The following is a 25173-nucleotide window of genomic DNA, read 5'->3' on the forward strand; positions in this document are numbered from 1 at the left end:
TTTATGAAAAAAATATTAGTTGCCAATCGTGGTGAAATTGCCCTTAGGGTTATGAAAACCATAAAAAAAATGGGCATTAAAACCGTTGCTATTTACTCGACCGTAGATAGACAATCGCCACATGTTACCTTTGCCGATGAAGCTGTTTGTGTAGGCGAAGCTCCATCAAATCAATCCTATCTTTTAGGCGATAAAATTATTGAAATATCTAAAAAATTAGGCGTTGATGGTATTCACCCAGGCTACGGTTTTTTAAGTGAAAATGCCGACTTTGCGGAGTTATGCGAAGCCAACAACATTACCTTTATTGGGCCAAAAAGTAAAGCCATTAAAATTATGGGCAGTAAGCTAGCCGCTAAAGAAGCTGTAAAAGCTTACGATATTCCTATGGTTCCCGGTATTGACGAAGCCATTACCGATGTTGAAAAAGCCAAAACTATTGCCAAAGACATTGGCTTTCCTATTTTAATTAAAGCCTCTGCTGGAGGTGGTGGAAAAGGGATGCGTGTTGTTGAAAAAGAAAAAGATTTAGAATCGCAAATGAATCGCGCCATTAGTGAAGCCACTTCTGCTTTTGGAGACGGTTCTGTATTTATTGAAAAATATGTAGCCTCACCAAGACATATTGAAATTCAAGTCATGGCCGACACACATGGAAACATAGTCCATTTATTTGAACGTGAATGCAGCATTCAGCGTCGACACCAAAAAGTGGTTGAAGAGGCACCTTCAGCTGTTTTAACACCACAACTACGCGAAGCTATGGGTAACGCCGCTGTAAGAGTTGCTAAAGCCTGTGATTATATTGGTGCAGGTACAGTGGAGTTTCTTTTAGACGACCAACACAACTTCTATTTCTTAGAAATGAACACCCGTTTACAAGTTGAACACCCTGTTACCGAACTCATTACAGGAACCGATTTGGTAGAGCATCAAATTCGTGTCGCTCGTGGCGAAGAATTAGCACTAAAACAGGACGATTTAAACATTAATGGTCACGCCTTAGAATTACGTGTATATGCCGAAGATCCTTTAAACGATTTCTTGCCAAGTGTAGGAAAATTAGAAACTTACCAATTACCTATTGGCGATAATATTCGTGTCGATAATGGTTTTAAAGAAGGTATGGATATTCCTATTTATTATGATCCTATGCTGTCTAAATTAATCACCTATGGTAACACTCGCGAAGAAGCTATAGAACTTATGATTCAAGCTATTGGGAATTATCATATAAAAGGTGTTGAAACAACCTTACCTTTTGGAACTTTTGTGTGTCAGCATGAGGCCTTTCGCTCAGGGAATTTTGACACACATTTTGTAAAAAAATACTATTCTCCAGAAGCTTTAGAAAACAACCAAAAAGACGAAGCTCACATTGCAGCGTTAATTGCCGTAAAGCAATATTTAGAAGACAAAAAACAATTACGAGTACCAAATACAAGCCACTAATGGAAGATAAAATTAAAGACTTAAACAATAAACTTGCCGAAGCCCATTTAGGCGGCGGTGAAAAACGTATAGCAAAACAACACGACAAGAAAAAATTAACTGCTAGAGAGCGTGTACAGTACTTATTAGACGAAGGGTCATTTGAAGAAATTGGTGCACTTGTTACTCACCGAACCAAAGAGTTTGGCATGGACAAACAACAGTTTTATGGCGATGGCGTTGTAACTGGTTATGGTACTATTGACGGCAGATTAGTCTATGTTTTTGCACAGGATTTTACGGTTTTTGGTGGCTCACTATCTGAAACTCATGCCGAAAAAATCTGTAAAGTCATGGACTTAGCGGTTAAAGTTGGCGCACCCATTATTGGTCTTAACGATTCTGGCGGTGCTAGAATTCAAGAAGGTGTACGTTCGCTTGGCGGTTATGCCGATATTTTTTATCGTAATGTACAAGCTTCTGGTGTCATCCCACAACTTTCAGCTATTATGGGACCTTGTGCTGGTGGTGCTGTGTATTCACCTGCCATGACCGATTTTACTTTAATGGTAGAAAACAGTAGCTATATGTTTGTTACTGGACCAAACGTAGTAAAAACGGTCACCAACGAAGAAGTTACCAGCGAAGAATTAGGTGGTGCGTCCACACACGCTTCTAAATCGGGAGTTGCGCACAAAACCTCAGCAAATGATGTAGTTTGTCTGGAAGACGTTAAAAAACTATTGAGCTATCTTCCGCAGAACAATCAAGAAAAACCTAAGGCGATTCCTTATAAATTAAATGATGAAGTTCGTGAGCAATTATCTAACATTGTACCAGATAATGCTAATAAGCCTTACGATATGCACGATGTGATTTCTGGTATTATTGATGATAACTCTTTCTATGAAATTCATCAAGATCATGCCGAAAATATTATTGTAGGTTTTGCTAGATTAGGTGGAAAATCTATTGGTATTGTAGCTAATCAACCTATGTTTTTAGCTGGTGTATTAGATGTAAATAGCTCTAAAAAAGCAGCACGTTTTGTGCGTTTTTGCGATAGTTTTAATATTCCCTTATTGGTCTTGGAAGATGTTCCAGGATTTTTACCAGGAACCGATCAAGAATGGAATGGTATTATTGTTCATGGTGCTAAATTACTGTATGCTTTTAGCGAAGCTACAGTACCAAGAGTTACGGTAATTACTCGTAAAGCTTACGGTGGTGCATACGATGTTATGAACTCTAAACACATTGGTGCCGATATGAATTTTGCATGGCCAAGTGCCGAAATTGCGGTTATGGGTGCCAAAGGAGCAGCAGAGATTATTTTTAGACGCGACATTGCAGCATCGGATGATCCTGAAGCTAAATGGAAAGAAAAAGAAGCCGAATATGCCGACCGCTTTGCCAATCCATATAGTGCCACAGAACGTGGCTTTATAGACGAAGTTATCTTACCAAAAGATACCCGACGAAAGCTTATAAAAGCTTTTGCTATGTTAGAAGACAAACACGTAGATAAACCAAAACGAAAACACGGTAATATTCCGTTGTAAAAAGAAAAGGAGACAACTTAAAGTTGTCTCCTTTTTTATTGGCTATTTAAGAAGTTGAGTGTAAAACTCCTCTTTAAGTTCTCGATTATCTTTAATAATTTTTAAATACTCTTGCCTCACTTTTTCATGCTCATTTATATAATACAAATCACATTCTAAATGATCACATTCTTTATAATTAGGCATTGCCTTTTTATAATTACTTAACACCTTAGAGACAACAATTGCACGTTCTATCATAATTAAAAAACGGTCTCTTAATACACTTTCTTTTAATAGATTTGATGCTATTTTAGCCAACCTATCACTTTCTTCTATAATATAACTAACATGATTTACCCATAACGTTAATTCATTCTCACTACGCTTTTGAATAATTTGATCATCGGAATCATGGTCAAAATAAGTTTCTAATTTCATTATTATTAAAATTCTGTATGGTTACCTTAATTTTGCGACACATCTTTTATAATTAACGTTTTAACACCAGCAGGGAACTCCCACTCTATTTCATCGCCTATAGCATACCCTATTACGGCTGCTCCCATAGGTGCTAAAACAGATACTTTTTTTAAAGCTGCGTTAGTTTCGGTGGGAAGTACAAGTTGAAACGTTGTTTCCCAACTATTATCTTTTGTCGACACTGTTATTAGTGAATTAAATCTAATCACATCTTGAGGCAACTCTTCTCTATTAACTATTTGCGCTGTTTTTAACTCGTCCGACAAACGCTTAATGGAGTATTTTCGCGTGTCGACTTTATAGTTTTCCGATAAACTTAACAAGCGTTTTATCGTTACATACGCATTCTTTTCAAGTACAATACATCCATATTTCATACATCTTAATTATTTATGGGAAAATTCCGCGTTGAACATAAGCCTTTTCAATACGCTCTATAGCAATCACATAAGCCGCAGAACGCATATCCAAATTTCTGGCTGTTGCCGTTTGCAACACTTTTTTAAAAGCTTCTTTTAGTTTTTTATCGAGCTTGATTAAAATCTCGTCTAATTCCCATAATTCTCCGTTTCTATTTTGAAGCCATTCAAAATAACTTCCTATAACGCCACCAGAGTTGCACAATATATCTGGAATTATTTCTATACCGCGATCTAACAGCAATTTTTCGGCTTCAACAGTTGTTGGTCCATTGGCACCTTCGGCAATTAAAAAGGCTTTTATTTTTGATGCATTTTCTTTTGTTATTTGATTGCCTAAAGCTGCTGGCACACAAATGTCGCAATCTAAACCAAAGAAGTCTGCTTTATCAATATTTGAAGCTCCAGAATACCCTACAATACTCCCTTGATTTGCTTTAGAGTAGTTTAACAACTCTTCAACAGTAATACCTTGAGCGTTACTAATTGAGCCATAGGCATCTTGTACACCTACTAATTTTGCGCCATCTTGCTCTAAAAAGTGAGCTGCCCAATAACCAACATTACCAAAACCTTGAACAATAAATGTTTTATCTTTTAGGCTAATATTTTTATGCTCTGCCCAGTATTTTATAGTAAGATACACACCAAAACCTGTGGCTCTATCTCTTCCTTCTAATCCACCAGAACCAATAGGTTTTCCTGTAACAACATGTTGGTTTTTTGAACGCTCGGAAGGTGTTTTTGTAGACATATATGTATCTGCTATCCACGCCATTGTTTGCGCGTTGGTGTTTACATCTGGTGCAGGTATATCATGCTCTGGACCAATATTATCGCCCAAAGCATAAGCAAATCGTCTTGTAATACGTTCTAATTCTGCAGTTGAATATTTTTTAGGATCTATCTGAATACCACCTTTAGCACCACCGTAAGGCAAACCTGCTAAAGAGGTTTTCCAGGTCATCCACATAGCCAAGGCCTTAACCGCATCGATATCTATTGTTGGATGATATCGTAATCCGCCTTTGTATGGCCCTAAAGCATTATTATGCTGAACGCGATAACCTTTAAAAATCTCCACGTCACCATTATCCATTCTAACTGGAAAATGAATAATAAGTTCGTTATTTGTTACTGAAAGTATTTTTTTTATGTTTTTGTTTAATCCTACCATCTCTGAGGCCGAATTAAATTGTTTCATCACATTTTCTAGCATACCTTGTTTAGGTTGCTCTTTCTTTTTTAACTCTTGTGTTAACATGTGTAATAATTTAAATTAAATAAGCTCTAACTTTTTGGTGTTAGAATGTTTTAAAACTGTTTTGTTATTTTCGACTTGGTTTTCGCCTGCAAGTAAATACTCATTACAAGACCATATAATTTTTTTGTCGGAAGTAAAACTACAGTCTAAGTTATACTCACAATTAATACATATACTTTTTTCCATAATTACAGGTGTATTTTTTTATGTGTCTTGAGAATAACAAGCGACGTACCAAAATAAGCAGACAACTCACAACAAAAAGACAAACACCTAAAAACAAAGTGTTTGCAACATTAAAGTAATTTTTAAGGAAAGTAGATGCTGAGTAAAAATTACCCAACAGTGTATATTTTACACACTAAAAACAGTTATGTTACTTAATTTTTTGACTAAGTGTTTTTCGGTCTATTTGAAGAATTCTAGCTGCTTCAGATTTATTATTATTGGTATGGGCCAAAACCTTAAGAATATGTTGTTTTTCAACAGCTTTTAAAGGTAGTAATGCTGTTTCTTTAGGAAAGTCTATTGTAAATTTTAAATAATCGGGTAAACTGTCTACGGTTATTTGTTTATCGCTCATAATAACCGCATGCTGAATTACATTTTCAAGCTCTCGTATATTACCAGGCCAATGGTGACGCTTTAATATATTTATAGCCTCCTGTGTTATAGGCATAAGTTTATCTTTGTATTCCACACCATACTTAAATATAAACTTATCGACTAGTAGCTCTATATCTTCAAGACGATCTCTAAGTGGCGGAACATTAATTTGCACAACGGTTAATCGATAAAACAAGTCTTCTCTAAATTTTTGACTCGCTATTCTAGACTCTAAATTAAAATTGGTTGCTGCAATAATCCTAACATCTACAGGTTCTACTTTTTGCGCTCCTACTCTAACTACTTCTTTTTCTTGAAGCACTCTTAACAATCGTAATTGTGTCGCCATAGAGGCATTGCCTATTTCATCTAAAAAGATTGTGCCTTTATGTGCTGCTTGAAAAAACCCTTTTCTATCTTCATTTGCTCCTGTAAAAGCGCCTTTTACATAACCAAATAATTCTGACTCTAAGAGGTTTTCTGGTATGGCGCCACAATTAACAGCAACAAATGGTGCTGATGCATATTTACCATTATAATGAATGGCTCTAGCCACCAATTCTTTTCCTGTACCACTTTCACCATTAATTAGTACTGTGGCCTTATTATCTTTAACACGATCTATAATTTGAGTTACAGATTTAATAGCTTTAGAATTACCTATAATTTCACCATAAGCATTTTGCTGACGTGGTGTTTTAGTAACTTTTGGCTTTTTTTCTTTTAAAGAAATTGCAATTGCCTGCTTTAATTCGTCTTTAGTAAAAGGTTTAGTTAAATATTCTACAACACCAGATTTCATGGCTTCTAAAGCACCATCAACAGAAGGGTAGCCTGTAATGACTAGTTTTGGTAGTTTCGGGAAATGCTCTGAGGTATATTTTATAAGTTGCATACCATCTACACCTGGCATATTAAGATCGGTAATTAGTAAATCGATAGTTCTACTTTGAAGAATTGTAAGCGCTTCTTTTACTGAAACTGCTTTAAACGTATAAAAATCTAACGCTGTTAAATGACGTTGTAACAACTCTAAAATATGAATGTCGTCATCTACAATTAATATATTTTCTTTGTGTAATGGCATGCTTTTTATTTTGGAAAAACTAATTTAAAAATGGTTCCTTTTGGATGATTAGGTTGGTGTGTAATACTTCCTTGGTGACTTTGCATAATACCATGTACTACACTTAATCCTAACCCTGTACCTTCACCGACATCTTTTGTTGAATAGAATGGATTAAAAACTAATTCTGATTTCGCAGACTCTATACCTTCTCCTTCATCTGAAATATCTATATAAATATTGTTGTTATCTTCATATAATTTCACTTCTATTTTCCCTTTTTCTGGAGAAAAGTATATGGCATTCATTACAATATTAAACACTACTTGCGTTAATTGTATAGTATCAACCTTATAAAAAACGTTATCTGTTTGCGTTTGTAAAAAACAAGACAGTTGCTTTTTAGAAAAATTAGGTTTTAGTAATTTAATAGCTTCTGCAACAACAGGTACAATATTGGTTTTTGTTTTATGCTGCGGCATTTCGCAAGAAAAAAACATTAACTTTTTCACAACCTCTCTAGAATATATGGCACTATTAATAATTTTGTCTAAATCTTTAACTATAGTATTATTATCCTGTGTTTGTTCTTTTACTAATTCGGCATACCCTAAAATATTTGCCAAAGGCGTGTTTAATTCATGTGCTATTCCTGCAGTAATCTCGCCTAGAATTGATAATCTATCTGCTCTTTCAACTTGCTGTTTTGTGCGAATTTCACGTTCGGTTATTTGTTTTCTTTCAAATAATTTACCTATTTCTAAACCTATTGTTTCTAACAACTGACGTTCTTCGTTTAAAAAACTATTTGTGGTATACTTAGCTTTTGAATACCCAATACTTATTGCTCCTATAGACGTTTTAAATGCGTTAATTTTGGCTAACATATTAACTTTTCCATCTGTTGCTCTCCCTTCGTGCAAATTATAGTTTTCTACTATTAATTCTACCGACACATCCTCTGGAAATTGTACCGCTTTTTTTAAGCTTTTACAAATTGCTTGTAATGTAGGTTGCAAATTATCTAGGTTAGAATTTGCCATATAAGAACTTATCTCATATAAACAAGTGAGTTCTTTTATGCGTTCTTTTAATTTCTCTTCAGTTGAAATATTCATACAAGTTAGTATCTTAATACAAAATTACGGTTTTAATTCATCAAAAGAATAGTAGGTTTTTATAAACCCTTTAAACTTTAAGAACTCTTTATGAAAAGATAATATTTGGAAAAAATATTTAAAGGTACCTTTGCATTATGCAAGATTCCGCTTCACCTAAACACAAAGTTAATTTAGAATTTATTGGCTTAATGGCATCGCTAATGGCTATTGTTGCCTTAAGTATTGATGCTTTATTACCTGCTTTACCAGATATTGCTAACGACCTTAACGTCACCGATGTTTCTAAAAATCAGTTATTAATTACGATGATTTTTCTGGGACTTGGTATTGGACAACTTATTTTCGGGCCACTTTCGGATAGTTTTGGTAGAAAACCTATTATTTACACAGGCTTCATTTTATTCGTTATAGCAAGTATTGTTTGCGTAATGACCAACAGCTTTGAAATGATGATTTTTGGCCGCATTTTACAAGGTGTTGGCTTGGCTGCCCCTAGAACCATAAGTATTTCTATGGTTCGCGATACATATAGTGGCGATTACATGGCTAGAGTAATGTCTATTGTCGTTATGGTTTTTATTTTGGTTCCTGTAGTTGCACCAACTATAGGTCAATTTTTAATTACGTTTTTTGATTGGCATTCTATTTTTAACCTTAACTTAATTTACGGCTGTTTAGTGATGTTTTGGTTTTGGAAAAAACAACCTGAAACACTTCCAGAGAATAAACGTACAAAACTATCTGTTGGTTTATTTGTTAATGGCACTAAGGAATTTTTAAAACACCAAAGCGCTATTGTTTACACGTTAATTTCTGGTTTTATTACAGGGTCGTTTATGGTGTATTTAAGCACTTCGCAACAAATTTTTGAACACCAATATAAGCTAGCCGATTTGTTTCCTTATATTTTTGCTAGTTTAGCTATTTCTATTGGTTTTGCTACATTTTTAAATAGCGCTTTGGTGGTACGTTTTGGCATGAAAAAAATAGCCAAAACAGCAGCCATTGCATTTTGTGCTATTTCTATTTTTTACGTTATTCTTTTTCACAATGGTACAAATCCAGATCTTTCTGTTTTGGTGATGTTTTTTGCGCTTCAGTTTATAGCTATTGGGTTTTTATTTGGAAACCTAAGATCCTTAGCCATGGAACCTGTAGGTCATATTGCTGGGGTTGGCGCTGCTATTAATGGCTTTGTTTCAACTATTATGGCTGTACCAATTGCTAATTTTATAGGGAGTTATGTTACCGATAGTGTGTTACCGTTATTTATAGGCTTTTCGGTATGCGGAGTTATCTCTGTATTAATGATGTTTTTGGTGAAACAAAAAACCGCTTCTTCCATAGAAGAAACGGTTTAATGGCTATTAATCTAAATCTGAGTTTTAAAACTGTAAATCTACATTTAAGTCAAACTCATCGTAGATTGCTTTATCTTTTAAATTATCGAAAAAGCTTGTAGATCCGTAACGTACATCGTACTTAGAACGGTCTACTTTTAACGATGCTGTTGCTTTGCTCCCATAAACAGACATATCGAAAGTTACAGTGTTAGTTTTTCCTTTAATAGTTAAATCCCCTTCTACGGTGTAAGACGTTTTACCTTTTGGTGTTACTTTTGTAAATGTAATGGTTGCTTCTGGGTAGCTTTCAACACCAAAAAAATCATCACTTTTTAAATGACCATCTAATTTGTCTTTGTAGTCTCCTTCTAAGTCTGTTGCACTAATAGTCGTCATATCTACTTTAAATTCTCCGCCAACTAAAGTCTCATCGTTAAATTCAAGTACTCCTGAGGTTAAATTAATTGTTCCTTCATGAGATCCGGCTACTTTATAGCCTTTCCACTCTACTTTACTTTCATCTACTTTAATCATTTTCTTTTCTTTTTTTATTGGATTTGTCATTACTGTTAATGCTATAATAGCAGTTGTTAATAGTTTCATTTGTATACGTTTTAAATTTGTTTAATTATTACGGTACAAAGATCCTACAAGACCTAAACAATAAAAATGAAGTAGTTTATAAAATGATATTAAACTAGTTTAACATTCTAGTTTTCGAGTGCTAATTGACTTTTTATTTTACTTAAAAACTCTTTTGTTATACCTAAATAAGAAGCAATTAAATATTGTGGAATGCGCTGTTCTATTTTTGGATAAGTTTCTCTAAAAAACACATATCTATCTTTAGCCGTCATGCTAAAATTCCTAATAATTCGTTTTTGCGATGCCACAAAAGCTCTTTCGATTATTTGTCTAAAAAAACGTTCCATTTTAGGAATTTTTTCGAAAATCTCTTCAATAGAGTCTATATGAAATTGAATGGTTTCGGTATCTTCTAAACACTGCACATTAAAATCGGTTGGGCTTTGTGTACTAAAACTTCCTAAATCTGATGTCCACCAATCTTCAATAGAAAACATAATAATATGTTCTTGGCCTTCATCATCGACAAAAAACATTTTAGTACATCCTTTTGTAATAAAGCATTGCGCCTTGCTAACATCGCCTTGCTGTAGTATATATTGTCCTTTTAAATACTTACGATATACCAGTTTGCTAACCAAGAATTCGGTCTCTTCTTGGGTTAACGACACATAGTTTTTCATGTAATTTAAAAGTGGCTGAAAATTCATAGCATTACTTTAGGTAAAAATAAAAAAAGCATCCTAAAAATAGGATGCTCTTTCATTATAAATTTAAATACTCTAAAGTACGTTATCCATAATGTCTTGAACAACTTCTGGATTTAATAACGTACTCGTATCGCCTAGATTAGACGTATCTTTACTCGCTATTTTTCTTAAAATGCGACGCATAATTTTACCGCTTCTTGTTTTTGGCAAGCCTTTGGTAAATTGAATTTTATCTAGTTTAGCAATAGGGCCAATTTGCTCGGTAATTAACTGATTAATTTCCTTACGAAGGTTATCATGGTTACGACTTTCGCCTGTTTCTTTTAAAATAACATAGCCATACAACGCATTTCCTTTAATATCATGAGGGAATCCTACAATAGCACTTTCGGAAACTGCTGGATGCTCGTTAATAGCGTCTTCAATTGGTGCTGTTCCTAAGTTATGTCCAGACACAATAACAACATCGTCTACACGCCCTGTAATTCTATAATAGCCTACCTCATCACGTAAGGCCCCATCACCAGTAAAATACATATTTTCAAAAGCAGAGAAATAGGTATCTTTATATCTTTGGTGATCTCCCCAAATAGTACGCGCCATTGATGGCCATGGATACTTAATACATAATCGTCCATCGACTTGATTTCCTTTTATTTCTTCGCCATTTTCGTCCATTAAAGCAGGTTGTATACCAATAAACGGTAGTGTTGCATAGGTAGGTTTTGTTGGTGTTGCAAATGGTATAGGTGAAATCATAATACCTCCTGTTTCGGTTTGCCACCACGTATCTACAATAGGTGCTTTTTTCTTACCTATATTATCATCGTACCAGTGCCAAGCCTCTTCGTTTATAGGTTCACCTACGGTTCCTAAAACTTTTAATGAAGATAAATCATATTTTTCTACATGATCCATTCCTTCTTTAGCCAAAGCTCTAATAGCTGTTGGTGCTGTGTAAAATTGATTTACTTGATGTTTATCTACAATTTCCCAAAAACGCCCGAAGTCTGGGTAACTTGGAACACCTTCGAACATTAGGGTTGTTGCGCCATTTAATAATGGGCCATAAACAATATAACTATGACCGGTAATCCAGCCAATATCTGCTGTACACCAATACACGTCATCCTCTCTATATTGAAAAACATTTTTAAAAGTATAAGCTGTATAAACCATATATCCGCCACTAGAATGCACCATACCTTTTGGTTTTCCTGTAGAGCCTGATGTATACAAAATAAACAACGGATCTTCTGCATCCATAACCTCTGGGTCGCAATCATGATAAGCTTCATCCAATAAAGGTTGTAACCAATAGTCGCGACCTTCTTTCATTTTAATATCGCTATTAATTCGCTTTGCTACTAAAACGCTTTCTATACTACTACAATCTTCTAAAGCTTCATCTACAATACTTTTAAGATCTATCGTTTTTGCGCCTCTGTAAGATCCATCTGAAGTAATGACCATTTTACATTCGCTATCATTAATTCGTGTGGCTAAAGCTGTTGAAGAAAACCCAGCAAATACAACCGAATGAATAGCGCCTATTCTGGCACAAGCTAAAACTGAAATGGCTAACTCTGGAATCATAGGTAAATAAATACAAACGCGATCACCTTTACCAATACCTTTTTCCTTTAAAACATTGGCAAATCTGCAAACGCGATCGTGCAATTCTCTGTAAGATATGTGTTGTGTCTCTTCATCTGGGTTGTTAGGTTCAAAAATAATGGCAGTTTTATCGCCCCTTGTATTTAGGTGTCTATCAATACAGTTTTCGGTAATGTTAAGTTCGGCACCTTCAAACCATTTAATTTCTGGTTTAGAAAAATCCCATTGTAATACGTTATTCCATCGTTTTCGCCATAAAAAATGTTCTTCGGCAACTTCTTCCCAAAATACTTCTGGGTTTCTAACAGATTTTCTATAAACCTGATAATATTCTTCCAAATGTTTAATATGATAATTACTCATGATGTTTTATTTATATTAAGTTTAGTTTTTATAAATTCCTATTTGATTTTTTTTGTAAACTGATTGTATTTCTTGAATTATGTTCGTGTCATCTATTGTTGAAGGGATGTTAAATGATAAATCGTCTGCCATTTGACGCAACAATTTACGAAGAATTTTTCCCGATCGTGTTTTTGGTAATCGTTTTACTACTAACACCTCTTTAAACGATGCTACAGCGCCAATTTCTTGCCTTACGTCTTGAATAACTTCTGATGTAATAGTAGCTTCATTATCGACATCTTGAGATTTTAAAACAATTAATCCTAATGGTTTTTGTCCCTTAATTTCACAATGAATTCCAAACACAGCACATTCTGCTACATCCTTATGAGATGCTACAACCTCTTCCATTTCGGCCGTTGATAGTCTGTGTCCTGCGACATTAATAATATCATCTACGCGACCTGTTATAAACACATAGCCATCTTCGTCTTTATAACCACCATCTCCTGAAAAATAATATCCTGGGAAACGTTTTAAATAACCTGCTTTAAAGCGTTCTGGATTTCCCCATAAATTCATTAATGTTCCTGGCGGCAAAGGCAATTTAACAGCTACGTAACCTTCTACACCTGCAGAGACTTCCTCTCCATGTTCATCTAAAATAACAATATCATACCCACAAACAGGCATTCCTGCAGAGCCTGGCTTAACGTCTTGCAATTCTACACCAACCATATTAGCCAACATAGGCCATCCTGATTCGGTTTGCCACCAGTGATCGATAACAGGAACTTTTAAATGATTTTTCGTCCATGTTAAGGTAGCTACATCACAGCGTTCTCCAGCTAAAAACTGATATTTAAGACAAGATAAATCATATTTATTGATAAAATCACCATCATGATCTTCCTTTTTTATAGCGCGAATAGCAGTTGGTGCCGTAAACATAACTTTTACTTGATGCTCGCTTATTACTCTCCAAAACGTAGAAGCGTCTGGTGTTTTAATAGGTTTCCCTTCAAAAAGAATGGTTGTATTTCTATTTAATAATGGGCCGTACACAATATAGCTATGTCCTACAACCCAACCTACATCGCTTGCTGCCCAAAACACATCGCCTTCGTCAACCCCATAAATATATTTCATAGAAAATTTTAATGCCGTAGCATAACCTCCCGTATCTCTAATAATTCCTTTGGGCTTTCCTGTTGTTCCTGATGTATATAAAATATAAGATGGATGTGTTGCTTTGACTGAAACAGGATGTACTGGTTTTGAGTTGTATATTAATTCCTGATAATCTATATCGTACGTTTTTTGCGTTCTTTCTACATCAATACCTCTATCAAAAATAACCACCTGATTGGGTTTATGAGACGCTTGGCTTATAGCTTCGTCTACAAATGGCTTATATGGTATAATACGTTTAATTTCTATACCGCAAGTTGCCGTAATAATAGCTTTAGGTTTACAGTCGTCTATTCTTATGGCAAGTTCGTGTGGTGCAAATCCGCCAAAAACTACTGAGTGAATAGCGCCTATTCTAGCACAAGCTAACATGGCAAACAACGCCTGCGGAATCATAGGCATGTAAATAATAACGGTGTCACCTTTTTCTATCCCTAGGTTTTTTAAACCTCCCGCTAATCGCGATACTTCTTCCTTTAATTCGTTATAAGTTATCGCTCTTTTGGTATTTGTTACTGGAGAATCATATATTATAGCATTGTCGTTTCCGTAGCCATCATTTATATGCTTGTCAACACATAAGTAACTTAAGTTTAGTTCCCCATCTTCAAACCACTGATAATAATCGTTGGTGTCTTTAGAAAGACATTTTTTTGGTAGTTTATACCAATCGAGTTGTTTGGCTTGTGATAACCAAAACGATTCTGGATTCTCTATACTGTTTTTATAAAATTCTAAATAATTCATAGTCTTGATTTATTAGAATTAAACAATCCAAACCAGTTGGGATTTAAGACCTTTAATTTGATTAATGCCCAAATAATTACAACAAAACACACCCCCATGACTATGGAGTTTAACGGGCTTATGGGTGTTTGACTTTCAAACTTAAAACGAAGATATAAAGACCCTAGAGCATATACAGCTATAATAATATCTGATGCTAGGGGTCCAACACGGAATTTCATAATAAACTAACTTTAATTATACATAGGTTTAATTTGCACACAAAACCAAATGTTAATTAAGTAAATCTAGTACTTCCGAAATTATTTTCTTTATTGAAAACGGCTTAGTTAAATATTTATCTGCTCCTAGTTTTAAGCCTTTCTCAATATCTGAAGCTTTATGCTTTGCAGTTAAAAATACCACTTTTACTTGTGATAAACTGTCTTTTTTCTTGATAAATTCTAAGGTTTCATAACCATCTACCTTAGGCATCATAATATCCAATAATATAACATTAGGAATATTAGTTTCTAAAATTTGTAATGCTTCGGTTCCATCTCTAGCAATAAACACTTCAAAGCCTTGTTTTTTAAAGGCATATTCTAAGGTCATTACTATATTTGGCTCATCATCAACAATTAAAATTTTCCTATTCATATATTGGGGTTACAAGTTACTTAAATGGTAATTTAAAAACAAACTTTGCACCATTTTTATAGGTTTCATCAACCCAGATGTTTCCTTGGTGTTGCTCTATAATCTGTTTACAAATAGCCAATCCTAAACCGCTACCTTCTGGTTTTTTGGTATTTTGATTTTTGGATTGATAAAACTTATCGAAAATAAAACCAATGTCTTCAGGAGGAATACCATTTCCGTTATCTGATACCGAAAACTCGATACTCTTATTTGCCATTTTGTAATCGATAGTAATAACGCCATGTTTTTCTGGGCAAAATTTTATAGCATTAGACAGTAAATTTGTAACTACTTGCAGCAAACGGTCTTGATCAAACTCTAAAAATAGTTTATGCGGATTCTTGTTGACTATTTTCACCTCTTTTTTATCGGCTAGGTGTTTTACGACCTGAATTGCCTTTTTTACAACTTGCTGTATATCGTTATTTTTAACATCGAGTGTCGTTTTTCCTTTTGATAGTTTTTCGAAATCTAAAATACTATTTATTAACCTTGATAACCTATCGCTATCCTGCAAGATATTACTTAAAAACTGTTCGCGTATCTGTTCTGGCATATCATTATCTTCCAAAACCAATTCTGTTGATGCTCTAATTCCTGTAATTGGTGTTTTTAACTCATGTGCTACAGTGTCTAAAAACTCATCCTTTTGCTGGTCTTTATTTAACAATTCTAAATTAGCTTCCCGTAATTGATTTGTTAAACTGGTTAAAGCTGCCGACTTTTCACGAAGCATTTTATTTCTTGCTATGGTTTCTTTTGACTCCTCTAAAACCTTCAACACCTCTACCAAGCTTACTTCTTCTTCTTTAACAACACTTGAAATTAGTATTTTGGCAGATGCACTTCCTATGGTTCCTGTTAATAGCTTTTCAGAAAAGTTAATTAATCTAGCATCGGCTATTTGGGTATCTTTTGGTAAATTATATTTCGTAAAAAATACTTTTAGGGCTCGATTAGCTTCTCTTTCTCCTAAAAATTTTTCTAATACATTTTTGATATCGGCCACATAAGCCTCACCCTTCCATACTAACGCATTATCTTGTAGCGAAGAATAATTTTTACTATCCACAAACATTTCGGCATAATTTCGTTCTCGATAATTCCCACGATACACCAATGATAACACAAGATAAAACGCTAAGTTGAAGCTTAAGCTCCAAAACATAGCATGTGCGTATGGATTAAGAAAATTAATTCCAAATAGCTCATAAGGTTTTAAGTATTCTATTCCAAACAACCCATTTTCAACAAAACTATTTGACCCCGATATAATGTTGATTGTAAATGGTAAAATTAAAGTATAAATCGTTATTAAAAATCCTATTACAATGCCAACTATGGAAGCTCTTGCAGAGCCACGATTCCAATACAAACCAAGAAAAAAAGATGGTGCTAACTGAGCCACAATAACAAAGGATACCAAGCCAATTGAAATTAAAGAACTCTCTATAGAAAAATTGTAATAAAAAACATAAGCTAAAATAATTATTAAGAAAATAGAAATACGACGAATATTCTTGATGTAGTACGCATTTTTTTCAGGGTGATTTCTAATAAACTTATCTAAAAATCCATAAGGAATAATTAGATTGTTACTTACCATTGTTGATAAAGCTAAGGTTGAAACAACTACCATTGAAATTACCGCCGAAAATCCGCCTAAAAAAACCAACATGGCTAAAAACACATTATCTTGACTTAGCGGTAATAATAAGGTGTAATATTCTGCATGAGCTACATCGCCTAACAACAATCTTCCGCCAAATGCAATAAATACTACAAACAAATTAAACAGCAATAAATACAACGGGAACAACCAAATAGCTGTTTTTAAATGCTTTTCTCTTGTGTTTTCTATAACACTGATTTGAAATTGCCTAGGTAAAAGAAAAATAGCGAAAAAGGATAAGGCTATCATGAAAAACCAATTAAGGCCTCCTTCTAAATTAGGTATCGTGGTTAAGGTTTCAATATTATCTATTTCAGAAAATTTTGTTAGTACATCTTGTGGTCCATCAAATAACCAATAAGTCACATAAACCCCTACAATTAGGAAGAACCCTATTTTAAAAATGGATTCCAACGCCACAGTAGCTACAATACCACGATGCTTTTCTGATGCATCGGTTGCTTGAGTTCCAAAAAATGTGGCAAAAACAGCTAATAAAAACGCGATGTAGAATGTTGAATCGTCCCATATACTTGTAGATATGTAACTGGTTTCATCTGCGATAACTTCAAAACTTCCAGATATTGCCTTTAGTTGCAATGAAATGTAAGGCAAAATAGCTAAGAAACAAATAATAGTAATTAAAGCTCCTAGAAACCTATTGTTACCATAACGTAGTGAAATAAAATCGGCAATCGAAGAAATATTATGTTGCTTAGAAATACGTATTATCTTTCTTAAAACAACAACCCAAAGTGGTGCTGCAATTACAGGACCTAAGTAAATTGGCAAGAAATCTACACCAGAGTTAGCCGCAATACCTATACTCCCATAATATGTCCATGCGGTACAATAAACAGCCAGAGATAAAGCATAAACATAAGGGTTGTTTACCCATTTACTTTTTGTGTTTCTTTCCGTTTTAAAGGCTAAGAAGAACAAAAAGGCTAAATAAAAAACAATAATGGTTATTAGAATGTAATTACTCATAATGCTTTTTTAGAACGATATATGAAATTATAATTGATAATAACCAAATAGAAAAAATGGAGACATAAAAAATTGGAATCCCTAAAAGGTTTCCATTTAAGTTAAACACAAAAATAAAAGGCAGATTAAACAGTAAGCATAATACAATTGATAATACTACTAATTTTTGTTCATGTCGTTTTTTCATACTTTAAATGTGAGTGTCTAAATTTAATAAAAAAACAGTGTTATGACTACCATAACACTGTTTTTACTAACTAAATTAACTTAAAATAAAAAGAATTAGTGGTGTGTTGCTTCACCTGCGCCACTTGGAATTCGTATATGCTCTACTATTTCCTGCACTTCTTGTGGTGGCGGTGGTGTTAATCTTGAAACAACTACAGAAACTACCACATTAACAATCATGGCTACAGTACCAAAACCTTCTGGAGAGGTACCAAACCACCATTCGCTTGACGGTCTTGGTTCAAAAACACCAATTAAACCTGTTTTATAGCGTACCATATAAAATAACATTAATACAATACCTACAACCATTCCTGAGATGGCGCCTTGCTTATTCATGCGTTTATCAAAAATTCCGAGAATAATGGCTGGGAAGAAAGATGCTGCTGCCAAACCAAAGGCCAAAGCAACTACTGCCGCTACAAAACCAGGAGGGTAAATCCCAAATAACCCTGCAATAATAATAGCTACTAAAATAGCTAATCTTGCTGCCCATAGTTCGCCTTTTTCTGAAATATCTGGTTTAAGTTGTTTCTTAATCAAATCATGTGATATGGATGTTGAAATTACCAATAATAATCCTGCTGCTGTTGATAATGCTGCTGCTAAACCACCAGCTGCAACTAAAGCTATTACCCAATTAGGCAACTTCGCAATTTCTGGGTTGGCAAGTACCATAATATCTCTATCTACATATAATTCATTCTCTGTGTTTGCATTCACATTTTTTAACACACGTTCGCCGTGAGTTCCTCTACCATCTGAAAATAACGGATTTTTCCCTTCAATAGCACTTCCAGCAACATATTGAATTTTTCCATCACCATTTTTATCACTCCAACCAATTAAACCCGTATTCTCCCAGTTTTTAAACCATTCAGGAACTTCAGTATATTTTGTGTTACTTACAGTATCGATTAAGTTAGTTCTGGCAAAAACAGAAATGGCTGGCGCTGTTGTATAAAGAATAGCGATTAAAAACAATGCATATCCTGCCGACTTTCTAGCATCTTTAACCTTTGGCACTGTAAAAAACCTTACAATTACATGCGGTAATCCAGCTGTTCCAACCATTAAGGCTAGTGTAATGGCAAACACATCCCAAGTCGATTTTGTACCACTAGTGTATTCATTAAATCCTAATTCTGTATGCAACGTATCTAATTTATCTAAGAGATACATTCCACCTTCTAGTTTGCCTCCCATTCCTATTTGAGGAATTGGGTTCCCAGTCATTTGCATTGAGATAAAGAATGCAGGCACCATAAACGCAAATATTAACACACAATACTGTGCTACTTGCGTGTAAGTAATTCCTTTCATTCCTCCTAAGAAAGCAAAGACCAATACTACAGCCATACCAATAACAACACCTGTATTAATATCTACTTGAAGGAATTGTGAAAACACAATACCAACGCCTCTCATTTGTCCAGCTACATAGGTAAATGACACAATTAAAGCACATATAACAGCTACTGTTCTTGCGCCGTTAGAATAATAACGATCACCTATAAAATCTGGCACTGTAAATTTTCCAAATTTTCGTAAATAGGGCGCTAATAATAGCGCTAAAAGCACATAGCCTCCTGTCCATCCCATAAGGTAAACAGAGCCATCATATCCTGCAAAAGAAATAATTCCTGCCATTGATATAAAAGACGCTGCGCTCATCCAATCGGCTGCAGTCGCCATTCCATTTGCTAAAGGAGAAACCCCTCCACCAGCTACATAAAAATCTTTTGTAGAGCCTGCCCTAGCCCAAATAGCAATTCCAAAATATAGGGCAAAAGTTACTCCTACTAATATCCAAGTCCACGTTTGTACACTCATAATTGTTTATTTTTTTGTTAAAGGCTACTCGTCGAAGCCGTATTTTTTATCTAATTTGTTCATAAGTCTTACGTAAACGAAAATGAGTATTACGAATACATAGATGGATCCTTGTTGTGCGAACCAAAAGCCTAGTTTAAATCCGCCTAACCTAATATTGTTTAAAGCATCTTTAAACAATATTCCAGCGCCATAAGAAACCACAAACCAAACACTTAGTAAAATAATTAAGTACTTTAAGTTTTCTTTCCAATACGCCGTTGCATGTTTTTGTTTATCTGTCATATCTGTTAGTTTTTATAAATAAATCATTGCTTGAAGGGTTACAGAACCTACATTAGAATCTCCAAATTTCTGATTCTTATATTCCAATGTTAGTTTTGAATTGTGACCACTGAAATATGCATTAGCTCCTATTCCTAAAACATCTCTATTATCATTAGCGCCATCGTAACTATTTGAGGCAAAAGAAACATAAGGCTGAAATCTAGGTTTTGTCACATCTCCTGGTAATACATATCCTACGTGACCATAAATCATAGAGCCTGTTCCGTAAGCACTATATAAATAGTCTTCGCCATAATCGTTTGATTGAAATGTTGCGTACGCAGTAATGGCACTTCCATTTTCCCCTAAAGGACTATCGTAAAAAGCATCAATAGCAAAAATAGATACATCCTCGCCTTTTAGTTCTGTTCCTTCCATTCTAACAGCGCCTTCTGGATGTAAAAAGAATCCTGCTCCAACATTAAATATGCGTTTTCCTCCTAGATAAGTTCCTACTTTATAGGGTAAAAAATTAGATTCTTCATCTAAGAAATGATAATCAAAATACCCTGCATAACACTTACCGGCATCTTTAGAGCCTAATAATTCTCGTCCGGCATAATATGTTGTGTTTTCTGAAATATTTGGACTTCCATCGGCATTATAAGCTACTCTATTTTGAACATCTAAGGAGTTTGAAATAGCATCATTAATAGCCAATCGGTATTGCAACTTCCCAATTTTTCCTTTAGCAAAAACACCCATGTGTCTCGCAAACTGGTCTGAAAGCCCAATTGTAGCCCATGATTGACGATTATTATCCATCGTCATCATATTTAACGTACTTTGATTGTTAAGTCGGGAAATACCATTAAAATAATGCAAACCACCACCAATGGAGTGATTTTTAGTAATGTTGTATTGTGCCCAAACATCGTGAAAGAAAAGTTGAGAATTGTTTCCTGTTCCTACAGCACTCATATTGGATGCGTTTAAGCTATTTAATCCAAAATGTGTTAAAATGAGAAATTTGTCATTAATCTGCGCATACATTAAAACTCTTGCGCGCCGTAAGTTAAAATTTAGTTTACTGGATTCTTCTGGAACATCATCGCTGTAGGATCCTTGAACCTGAGCCCAAGATAAGATACGAAAGTACTTTTTACCTTCTTCATCAAATTTCACCTTAAATCCGCCATTATAATCTGGAGAACCTTGTGAAAACATAAACTGGCTGAAAAAAAAGATACTTCCAGCCAGTAAATACAGTGTTTTTCTCATAAGTTTTAAAAAGATTAGTTAATTAACATTATGGTTTTGTGTGCTTAGCTAATCTCTTAAAAACACTGTATTAACAAAAAATTAATATATCTTTTTGTTAATTATATATATCTAATCTTTGAAACGCTCCCATTTTATTAACATAAACTTATCTCCAAGCTCTGTAACTAGCACTCCTGCCCCTGTTAAATTAGCTGCATCCGAGAAGTATTTAGCTAATTCTTGAGCGTTTAATATTTTATATGTAGGATGATAATCTGTTTTGTACGGTCTTTTAACGTTATACTTTTTAACCCAGTTCATTATACTTACATGCGAGATTCCTAAAATGCGTTCAATCTCACGATACGTTAACCCCTCTAAATACAGCTGCAATGCTTTATTAACGTAATAATCATCTATTTTTTTTCCTAGCTTATTTACCGTAAAAAAGTAACCACAACTTTTACATTTATAACGTTGCCTATTATTAACTATACCGCTTTTAATATAAGCATCGGAACCACAATTAGGACAAAGATTTATTTTCATGTATAGTAATTTTGCATAAATATAGTAATTTAGCAACATTAAAATATAAATACGTTAATTTAATTGATAAAAAAGTACGAACACCCTAATAAAACAAAGGCAAAAATGTCAAAATACTAACAAATAACCTATTTTAACCTATTATGCTAGAATCTGGATTAAAAAACGCTTCTTCGTCTTCTGTTAATAATCTTGAATGAATTATAAACCGTAATCCTAAGGGAATCTCTAAAGAAAAGCTTGCGCCACGACCTTCGGTAATATCTATAGTTAAATGCGTATGTTTCCAGTATTCAAATTGGTCAATATTCATATAAAAACTAACGCCTTCCAGCTCTCCTAACAACACATCACTTTCATCTAAATACATGTCGTCTTTTTCAAAAATCATTGGGGAGGACCCATCGCAACACCCACCACTTTGATGAAAAATGAGTTCGCCATGTTTCTCTTTTAATTGTCTCACAACTTTAGCAGCTGCTTCTGTTATCGCTATTCTTTCCATATTTATAAATTTAATAAAAAAAGGCTGAACATAATTATTCAGCCTTGCTACTAATCAAACATGTTCTCTATTAAAAGAAACCTAACTTATTCTTATCGTAAGAAATAAGCATATTTTTAGTCTGACGGTAGTGATCCATCATCATAAGATGATTTTCTCTACCAAAACCAGATTTTTTATACCCTCCAAATGGCGCATGAGCTGGGTAAGCATGATAACAATTTACCCATACACGCCCTGCTTTAATAGCTCTTGGTATTTGATATAATTGGTGCGCATCACGTGTCCAAACTCCTGCTCCAAGACCATATAGGGTGTCGTTAGCAATTTCTAAGGCTTCAGCTTCATCTTTAAACTTGGTAACACAAACAACTGGCCCGAAGATTTCCTCTTGAAAAACGCGCATTTTATTATGCCCTTCTAAGATGGTTGGCTTTATATAGAACCCGTTTGCTAAATCACCTTCTTTATTTGCTTCGCCACCACAAAGCACTTTAGCGCCTTCGTCTTTACCTATTTTTATGTAAGATTGAATTTTCTCATATTGATCATTAGAGGCTTGTGCTCCAACTTGAGTATTTACACTATAAGGACTATCTTGTACAATAGCTTTGGTACGTGCTATAACACGCTCCATAAATTTATCGTAAATATCCTCTTGCACTAAAATACGCGATGGGCAAGTACACACTTCACCTTGATTAAAAGCAAACAACACAGCACCTTCAATAGCTTTATCTAAATAAGCATCATCGGCATCCATAACACTGTTAAAGAATATATTTGGTGATTTACCACCCAATTCCATCGTAACAGGGTTTAAGTTTTTAGAGGCATATTGCATAATTAACTGTCCGGTTGTGGTTTCCCCGGTAAAAGCCACTTTATCTACCTTAGAACTTGATGCTAAAGGCTTACCTGCTTCGGGACCAAAACCATGCACCACATTAACAACACCAGGAGGAAATACGTCTGCAATTTTTTCCATTAATAAAGTAGCTGATGATGGTGTTTGCTCGGCTGGTTTTAACACCACACAATTACCTGTGGCTAAAGCTGGCGGCAATTTCCAAGACAACATTAATAATGGAAAGTTCCATGGAATAATTTGCCCTACAACCCCCAATGGCTCTTTAATATTCATGGAAAGGGTGTTAGCATCTAGCTCGGTTGCCGAACCTTCTTCGGCACGAATACAAGACGCAAAATAACGCCAATGATCTACAGATAATGGCACATCGGCATTTAAAGTTTCTCTTATAGGTTTTCCATTATCACAGGTTTCTACTAAAGCAAACTCTTCTAAATTAGCTTCTATAATATCGGCCACTTTGTTTAACAAGGCTGCTCTTTCGGTAGCCGAAGTATTCCCCCAACTTTCTTTTGCAGCATTAGCTGCATCTAATGCTAGTTCGACATCTTCTTTTTGCGATCTTGGATATTTTGCTATTAGACTATTGTCTATAGGTGATCTGTTTTCAAAATACTCGCCCCCTTTAGGAGCTACAAACTTCCCATTAATAAAATTATCATAGGATGTTTTAAATTCTGGTTTAGAATAACTCATACTGTTTTATTTAATGATTATTTTTCTATGTATCAACATGTTAAATACTTTTAATTAAAATATTAAATATTTTAACATTTCGCTAATTTTATCACAACAAAACCAGCTTATTGATAATTTTTATAAAGTTATTTTATCAAATCCTAATAATCTTGAACATATTTATTAAATTGTTGAACATATCTATCACGTGTGTTTTAAACAACACCTTTTTTTGTAATATTGAATATGAGTCAACTTTTAAAACATCATAGAAGTCACAGAAAATTAACCACTTTGGTTGAAAACCGCACGACTTATAATGCGGATTATGCCGAACTTAATATTTTTGAAACTCACGAATATGCAGAACAAGTTTCTTTAACGTTCGATTTTCCAGTTATAGCCAGTATGTTAACAGGAAAAAAAGTCATGCATATAGACGGTTTACCATCGTTTGAGTTTTTTCCAGGAGAATCTGTTGTGATGCCAACTAATAAAGAAATGATTATTGATTTTCCTTTGGCAAAAGCTAATGACCCAACGCAATGTCTCGCGCTTGGAATAGATAGCGATAAAATTGATGAAGTGGTTGAAAAGTTTAATCATCATGTAACTATTGAAAACGAAAACAACAATTGGAAATTAGATGATAACGCGTCGCATCTTATTAACAATACAGATGTTAACCATTTAGTTGAGCGTTTGGTACATACTTTTACTAATACTACTTCGTCAAAAGATGTTTTATTGGATTTAATGATTCAAGAGCTTATTGTAAGGCTTTTACAAACCAAAGCCAAAGTCTTTTTACTTAACGATACCGATGGAGTTTTTAGCGATACACGTATAGGTATGGTTATTAAATACATTAAGCAAAATTTAACCAACAAAGACATTACAGTTGATTTACTTGCTGAGAAAGCATGTATGAGCACGTCTCACTTTCACAAGAAATTCAAAAATACGCTAGGCGTGTCTCCTATAGACTATATTAACTCTGAAAAGATTAGGTTTTCTAAAAAACTTATTAAGGAAGCAAAAGACTTGCGCATGTCTGAAATTGCTTTTAAGTCTGGTTTTAACAACACCAGTTACTTTAATAGGCAGTTTAAAAAAATGGAATTAATGACACCTCAGCAGTTTAAAAATTCAATTGACTAATAATTA

22 protein-coding genes are annotated in these 25173 nt (G+C 34.3%); 4 read left to right on the forward strand and 18 right to left on the reverse strand.

What is annotated here, in order from left to right; genetic code table 11:
- Window positions 1-3 precede the first annotated feature (3 nt).
- Both accC and EJA19_RS04905 read left to right on the forward strand, forming a co-directional pair.
- Window positions 4-1452: an acetyl-CoA carboxylase biotin carboxylase subunit gene (gene accC, locus EJA19_RS04900; protein WP_125467240.1), complete on the forward strand. Its 1449-nt coding sequence runs from the start codon at window positions 4-6 to the stop codon at window positions 1450-1452.
- Window positions 1452-2993: an acyl-CoA carboxylase subunit beta gene (locus EJA19_RS04905; protein WP_125467241.1), complete on the forward strand. Its 1542-nt coding sequence runs from the start codon at window positions 1452-1454 to the stop codon at window positions 2991-2993. Before accC ends, EJA19_RS04905 begins: the two co-directional genes overlap by 1 nt.
- Window positions 2994-3035: 42 nt before the next feature.
- Here the strand turns inward: EJA19_RS04905 and EJA19_RS04910 are convergent, their stop codons facing one another.
- The 6 genes from EJA19_RS04910 to EJA19_RS04930 form a co-directional block, all read right to left on the reverse strand.
- Complete coding sequence (locus EJA19_RS04910; RefSeq protein ID WP_125467242.1) at window positions 3036-3413, reverse strand: hypothetical protein; 378 nt, start codon at window positions 3411-3413, stop codon at window positions 3036-3038.
- 26 nt (window positions 3414-3439) lie between these two features.
- Window positions 3440-3832 carry a GreA/GreB family elongation factor gene (locus tag EJA19_RS04915; protein ID WP_125467243.1) on the reverse strand — a complete coding sequence of 131 codons (393 nt, stop codon included), beginning with the start codon at window positions 3830-3832 and terminating at the stop codon, window positions 3440-3442.
- A 13-nt stretch (window positions 3833-3845) separates the two neighbouring features.
- Entirely contained in the window at window positions 3846-5138 is a 1293-nt protein-coding gene (locus EJA19_RS04920; protein ID WP_125467244.1) for a Glu/Leu/Phe/Val family dehydrogenase, read from the reverse strand.
- Window positions 5139-5153: 15 nt separating this feature from the next.
- On the reverse strand, window positions 5154-5324 hold the full coding sequence (locus EJA19_RS12700) for a hypothetical protein (protein WP_158611352.1): 171 nt from the start codon (window positions 5322-5324) through the stop codon (window positions 5154-5156).
- A 190-nt stretch (window positions 5325-5514) separates the two neighbouring features.
- The gene (locus EJA19_RS04925; RefSeq protein ID WP_125467245.1) at window positions 5515-6831 is read right to left on the reverse strand and encodes a sigma-54-dependent transcriptional regulator; all 1317 of its coding nucleotides are present in this window, start codon (window positions 6829-6831) and stop codon (window positions 5515-5517) included.
- A 5-nt stretch (window positions 6832-6836) separates the two neighbouring features.
- The gene (locus EJA19_RS04930; protein ID WP_125467246.1) at window positions 6837-7928 is read right to left on the reverse strand and encodes a sensor histidine kinase; all 1092 of its coding nucleotides are present in this window, start codon (window positions 7926-7928) and stop codon (window positions 6837-6839) included.
- Between the two features lie 137 nt (window positions 7929-8065).
- Between EJA19_RS04930 and EJA19_RS04935 the strand changes: the two genes are divergently transcribed.
- Entirely contained in the window at window positions 8066-9292 is a 1227-nt protein-coding gene (locus tag EJA19_RS04935; RefSeq protein WP_206075160.1) for a multidrug effflux MFS transporter, read from the forward strand.
- Between the two features lie 24 nt (window positions 9293-9316).
- On the opposite strand, the gene EJA19_RS04940 is transcribed toward EJA19_RS04935, so the two are convergent.
- The 12 genes from EJA19_RS04940 to EJA19_RS05005 form a co-directional block, all read right to left on the reverse strand.
- Window positions 9317-9877, reverse strand: a complete 561-nt coding sequence (locus EJA19_RS04940) for a YceI family protein (RefSeq protein WP_125467247.1) — start codon at window positions 9875-9877, stop codon at window positions 9317-9319.
- A 107-nt stretch (window positions 9878-9984) separates the two neighbouring features.
- Window positions 9985-10569 carry a Crp/Fnr family transcriptional regulator gene (locus tag EJA19_RS04945; RefSeq protein ID WP_125467248.1) on the reverse strand — a complete coding sequence of 195 codons (585 nt, stop codon included), beginning with the start codon at window positions 10567-10569 and terminating at the stop codon, window positions 9985-9987.
- Window positions 10570-10641: 72 nt separating this feature from the next.
- Complete coding sequence (gene acs / locus EJA19_RS12765) at window positions 10642-12549, reverse strand: acetate--CoA ligase (protein WP_125467249.1); 1908 nt, start codon at window positions 12547-12549, stop codon at window positions 10642-10644.
- A gap of 21 nt (window positions 12550-12570) precedes the next feature.
- The gene (locus EJA19_RS12770) at window positions 12571-14469 is read right to left on the reverse strand and encodes an acetate--CoA ligase (RefSeq protein ID WP_125467250.1); all 1899 of its coding nucleotides are present in this window, start codon (window positions 14467-14469) and stop codon (window positions 12571-12573) included.
- A 273-nt stretch (window positions 14470-14742) separates the two neighbouring features.
- Window positions 14743-15108 (reverse strand): response regulator, encoded by a 366-nt coding sequence (locus tag EJA19_RS04965; RefSeq protein ID WP_125467252.1) that lies wholly within the window; start codon window positions 15106-15108, stop codon window positions 14743-14745.
- 16 nt (window positions 15109-15124) lie between these two features.
- Window positions 15125-17812, reverse strand: coding sequence for a sensor histidine kinase (locus tag EJA19_RS04970; protein WP_125467253.1), 2688 nt, complete (start codon window positions 17810-17812; stop codon window positions 15125-15127).
- Window positions 17813-18094: 282 nt separating this feature from the next.
- Window positions 18095-19873: a sodium:solute symporter family protein gene (locus EJA19_RS04980; protein ID WP_125467255.1), complete on the reverse strand. Its 1779-nt coding sequence runs from the start codon at window positions 19871-19873 to the stop codon at window positions 18095-18097.
- Between the two features lie 24 nt (window positions 19874-19897).
- Entirely contained in the window at window positions 19898-20158 is a 261-nt protein-coding gene (locus tag EJA19_RS04985) for a DUF4212 domain-containing protein (protein WP_125467256.1), read from the reverse strand.
- A 12-nt stretch (window positions 20159-20170) separates the two neighbouring features.
- Window positions 20171-21421 (reverse strand): hypothetical protein, encoded by a 1251-nt coding sequence (locus tag EJA19_RS04990; protein ID WP_125467257.1) that lies wholly within the window; start codon window positions 21419-21421, stop codon window positions 20171-20173.
- Window positions 21422-21532: 111 nt separating this feature from the next.
- Window positions 21533-21952, reverse strand: a complete 420-nt coding sequence (locus EJA19_RS04995; protein WP_158611354.1) for a transposase-like zinc-binding domain-containing protein — start codon at window positions 21950-21952, stop codon at window positions 21533-21535.
- A 133-nt stretch (window positions 21953-22085) separates the two neighbouring features.
- Window positions 22086-22457, reverse strand: coding sequence for a DUF779 domain-containing protein (locus EJA19_RS05000; RefSeq protein ID WP_125467259.1), 372 nt, complete (start codon window positions 22455-22457; stop codon window positions 22086-22088).
- A 70-nt stretch (window positions 22458-22527) separates the two neighbouring features.
- Window positions 22528-24024, reverse strand: coding sequence for an aldehyde dehydrogenase family protein (locus EJA19_RS05005; protein ID WP_125467260.1), 1497 nt, complete (start codon window positions 24022-24024; stop codon window positions 22528-22530).
- Between the two features lie 228 nt (window positions 24025-24252).
- Here EJA19_RS05005 and EJA19_RS05010 point away from each other — a divergent pair, with 228 nt between their 5' ends.
- The gene (locus EJA19_RS05010) at window positions 24253-25167 is read left to right on the forward strand and encodes an AraC family transcriptional regulator (protein ID WP_125467261.1); all 915 of its coding nucleotides are present in this window, start codon (window positions 24253-24255) and stop codon (window positions 25165-25167) included.
- Window positions 25168-25173: the final 6 nt, after the last annotated feature.

It is taken from the genome of Mangrovimonas spongiae (assembly GCF_003944795.1).
GTDB lineage: Bacteria > Bacteroidota > Bacteroidia > Flavobacteriales > Flavobacteriaceae > Mangrovimonas > Mangrovimonas spongiae.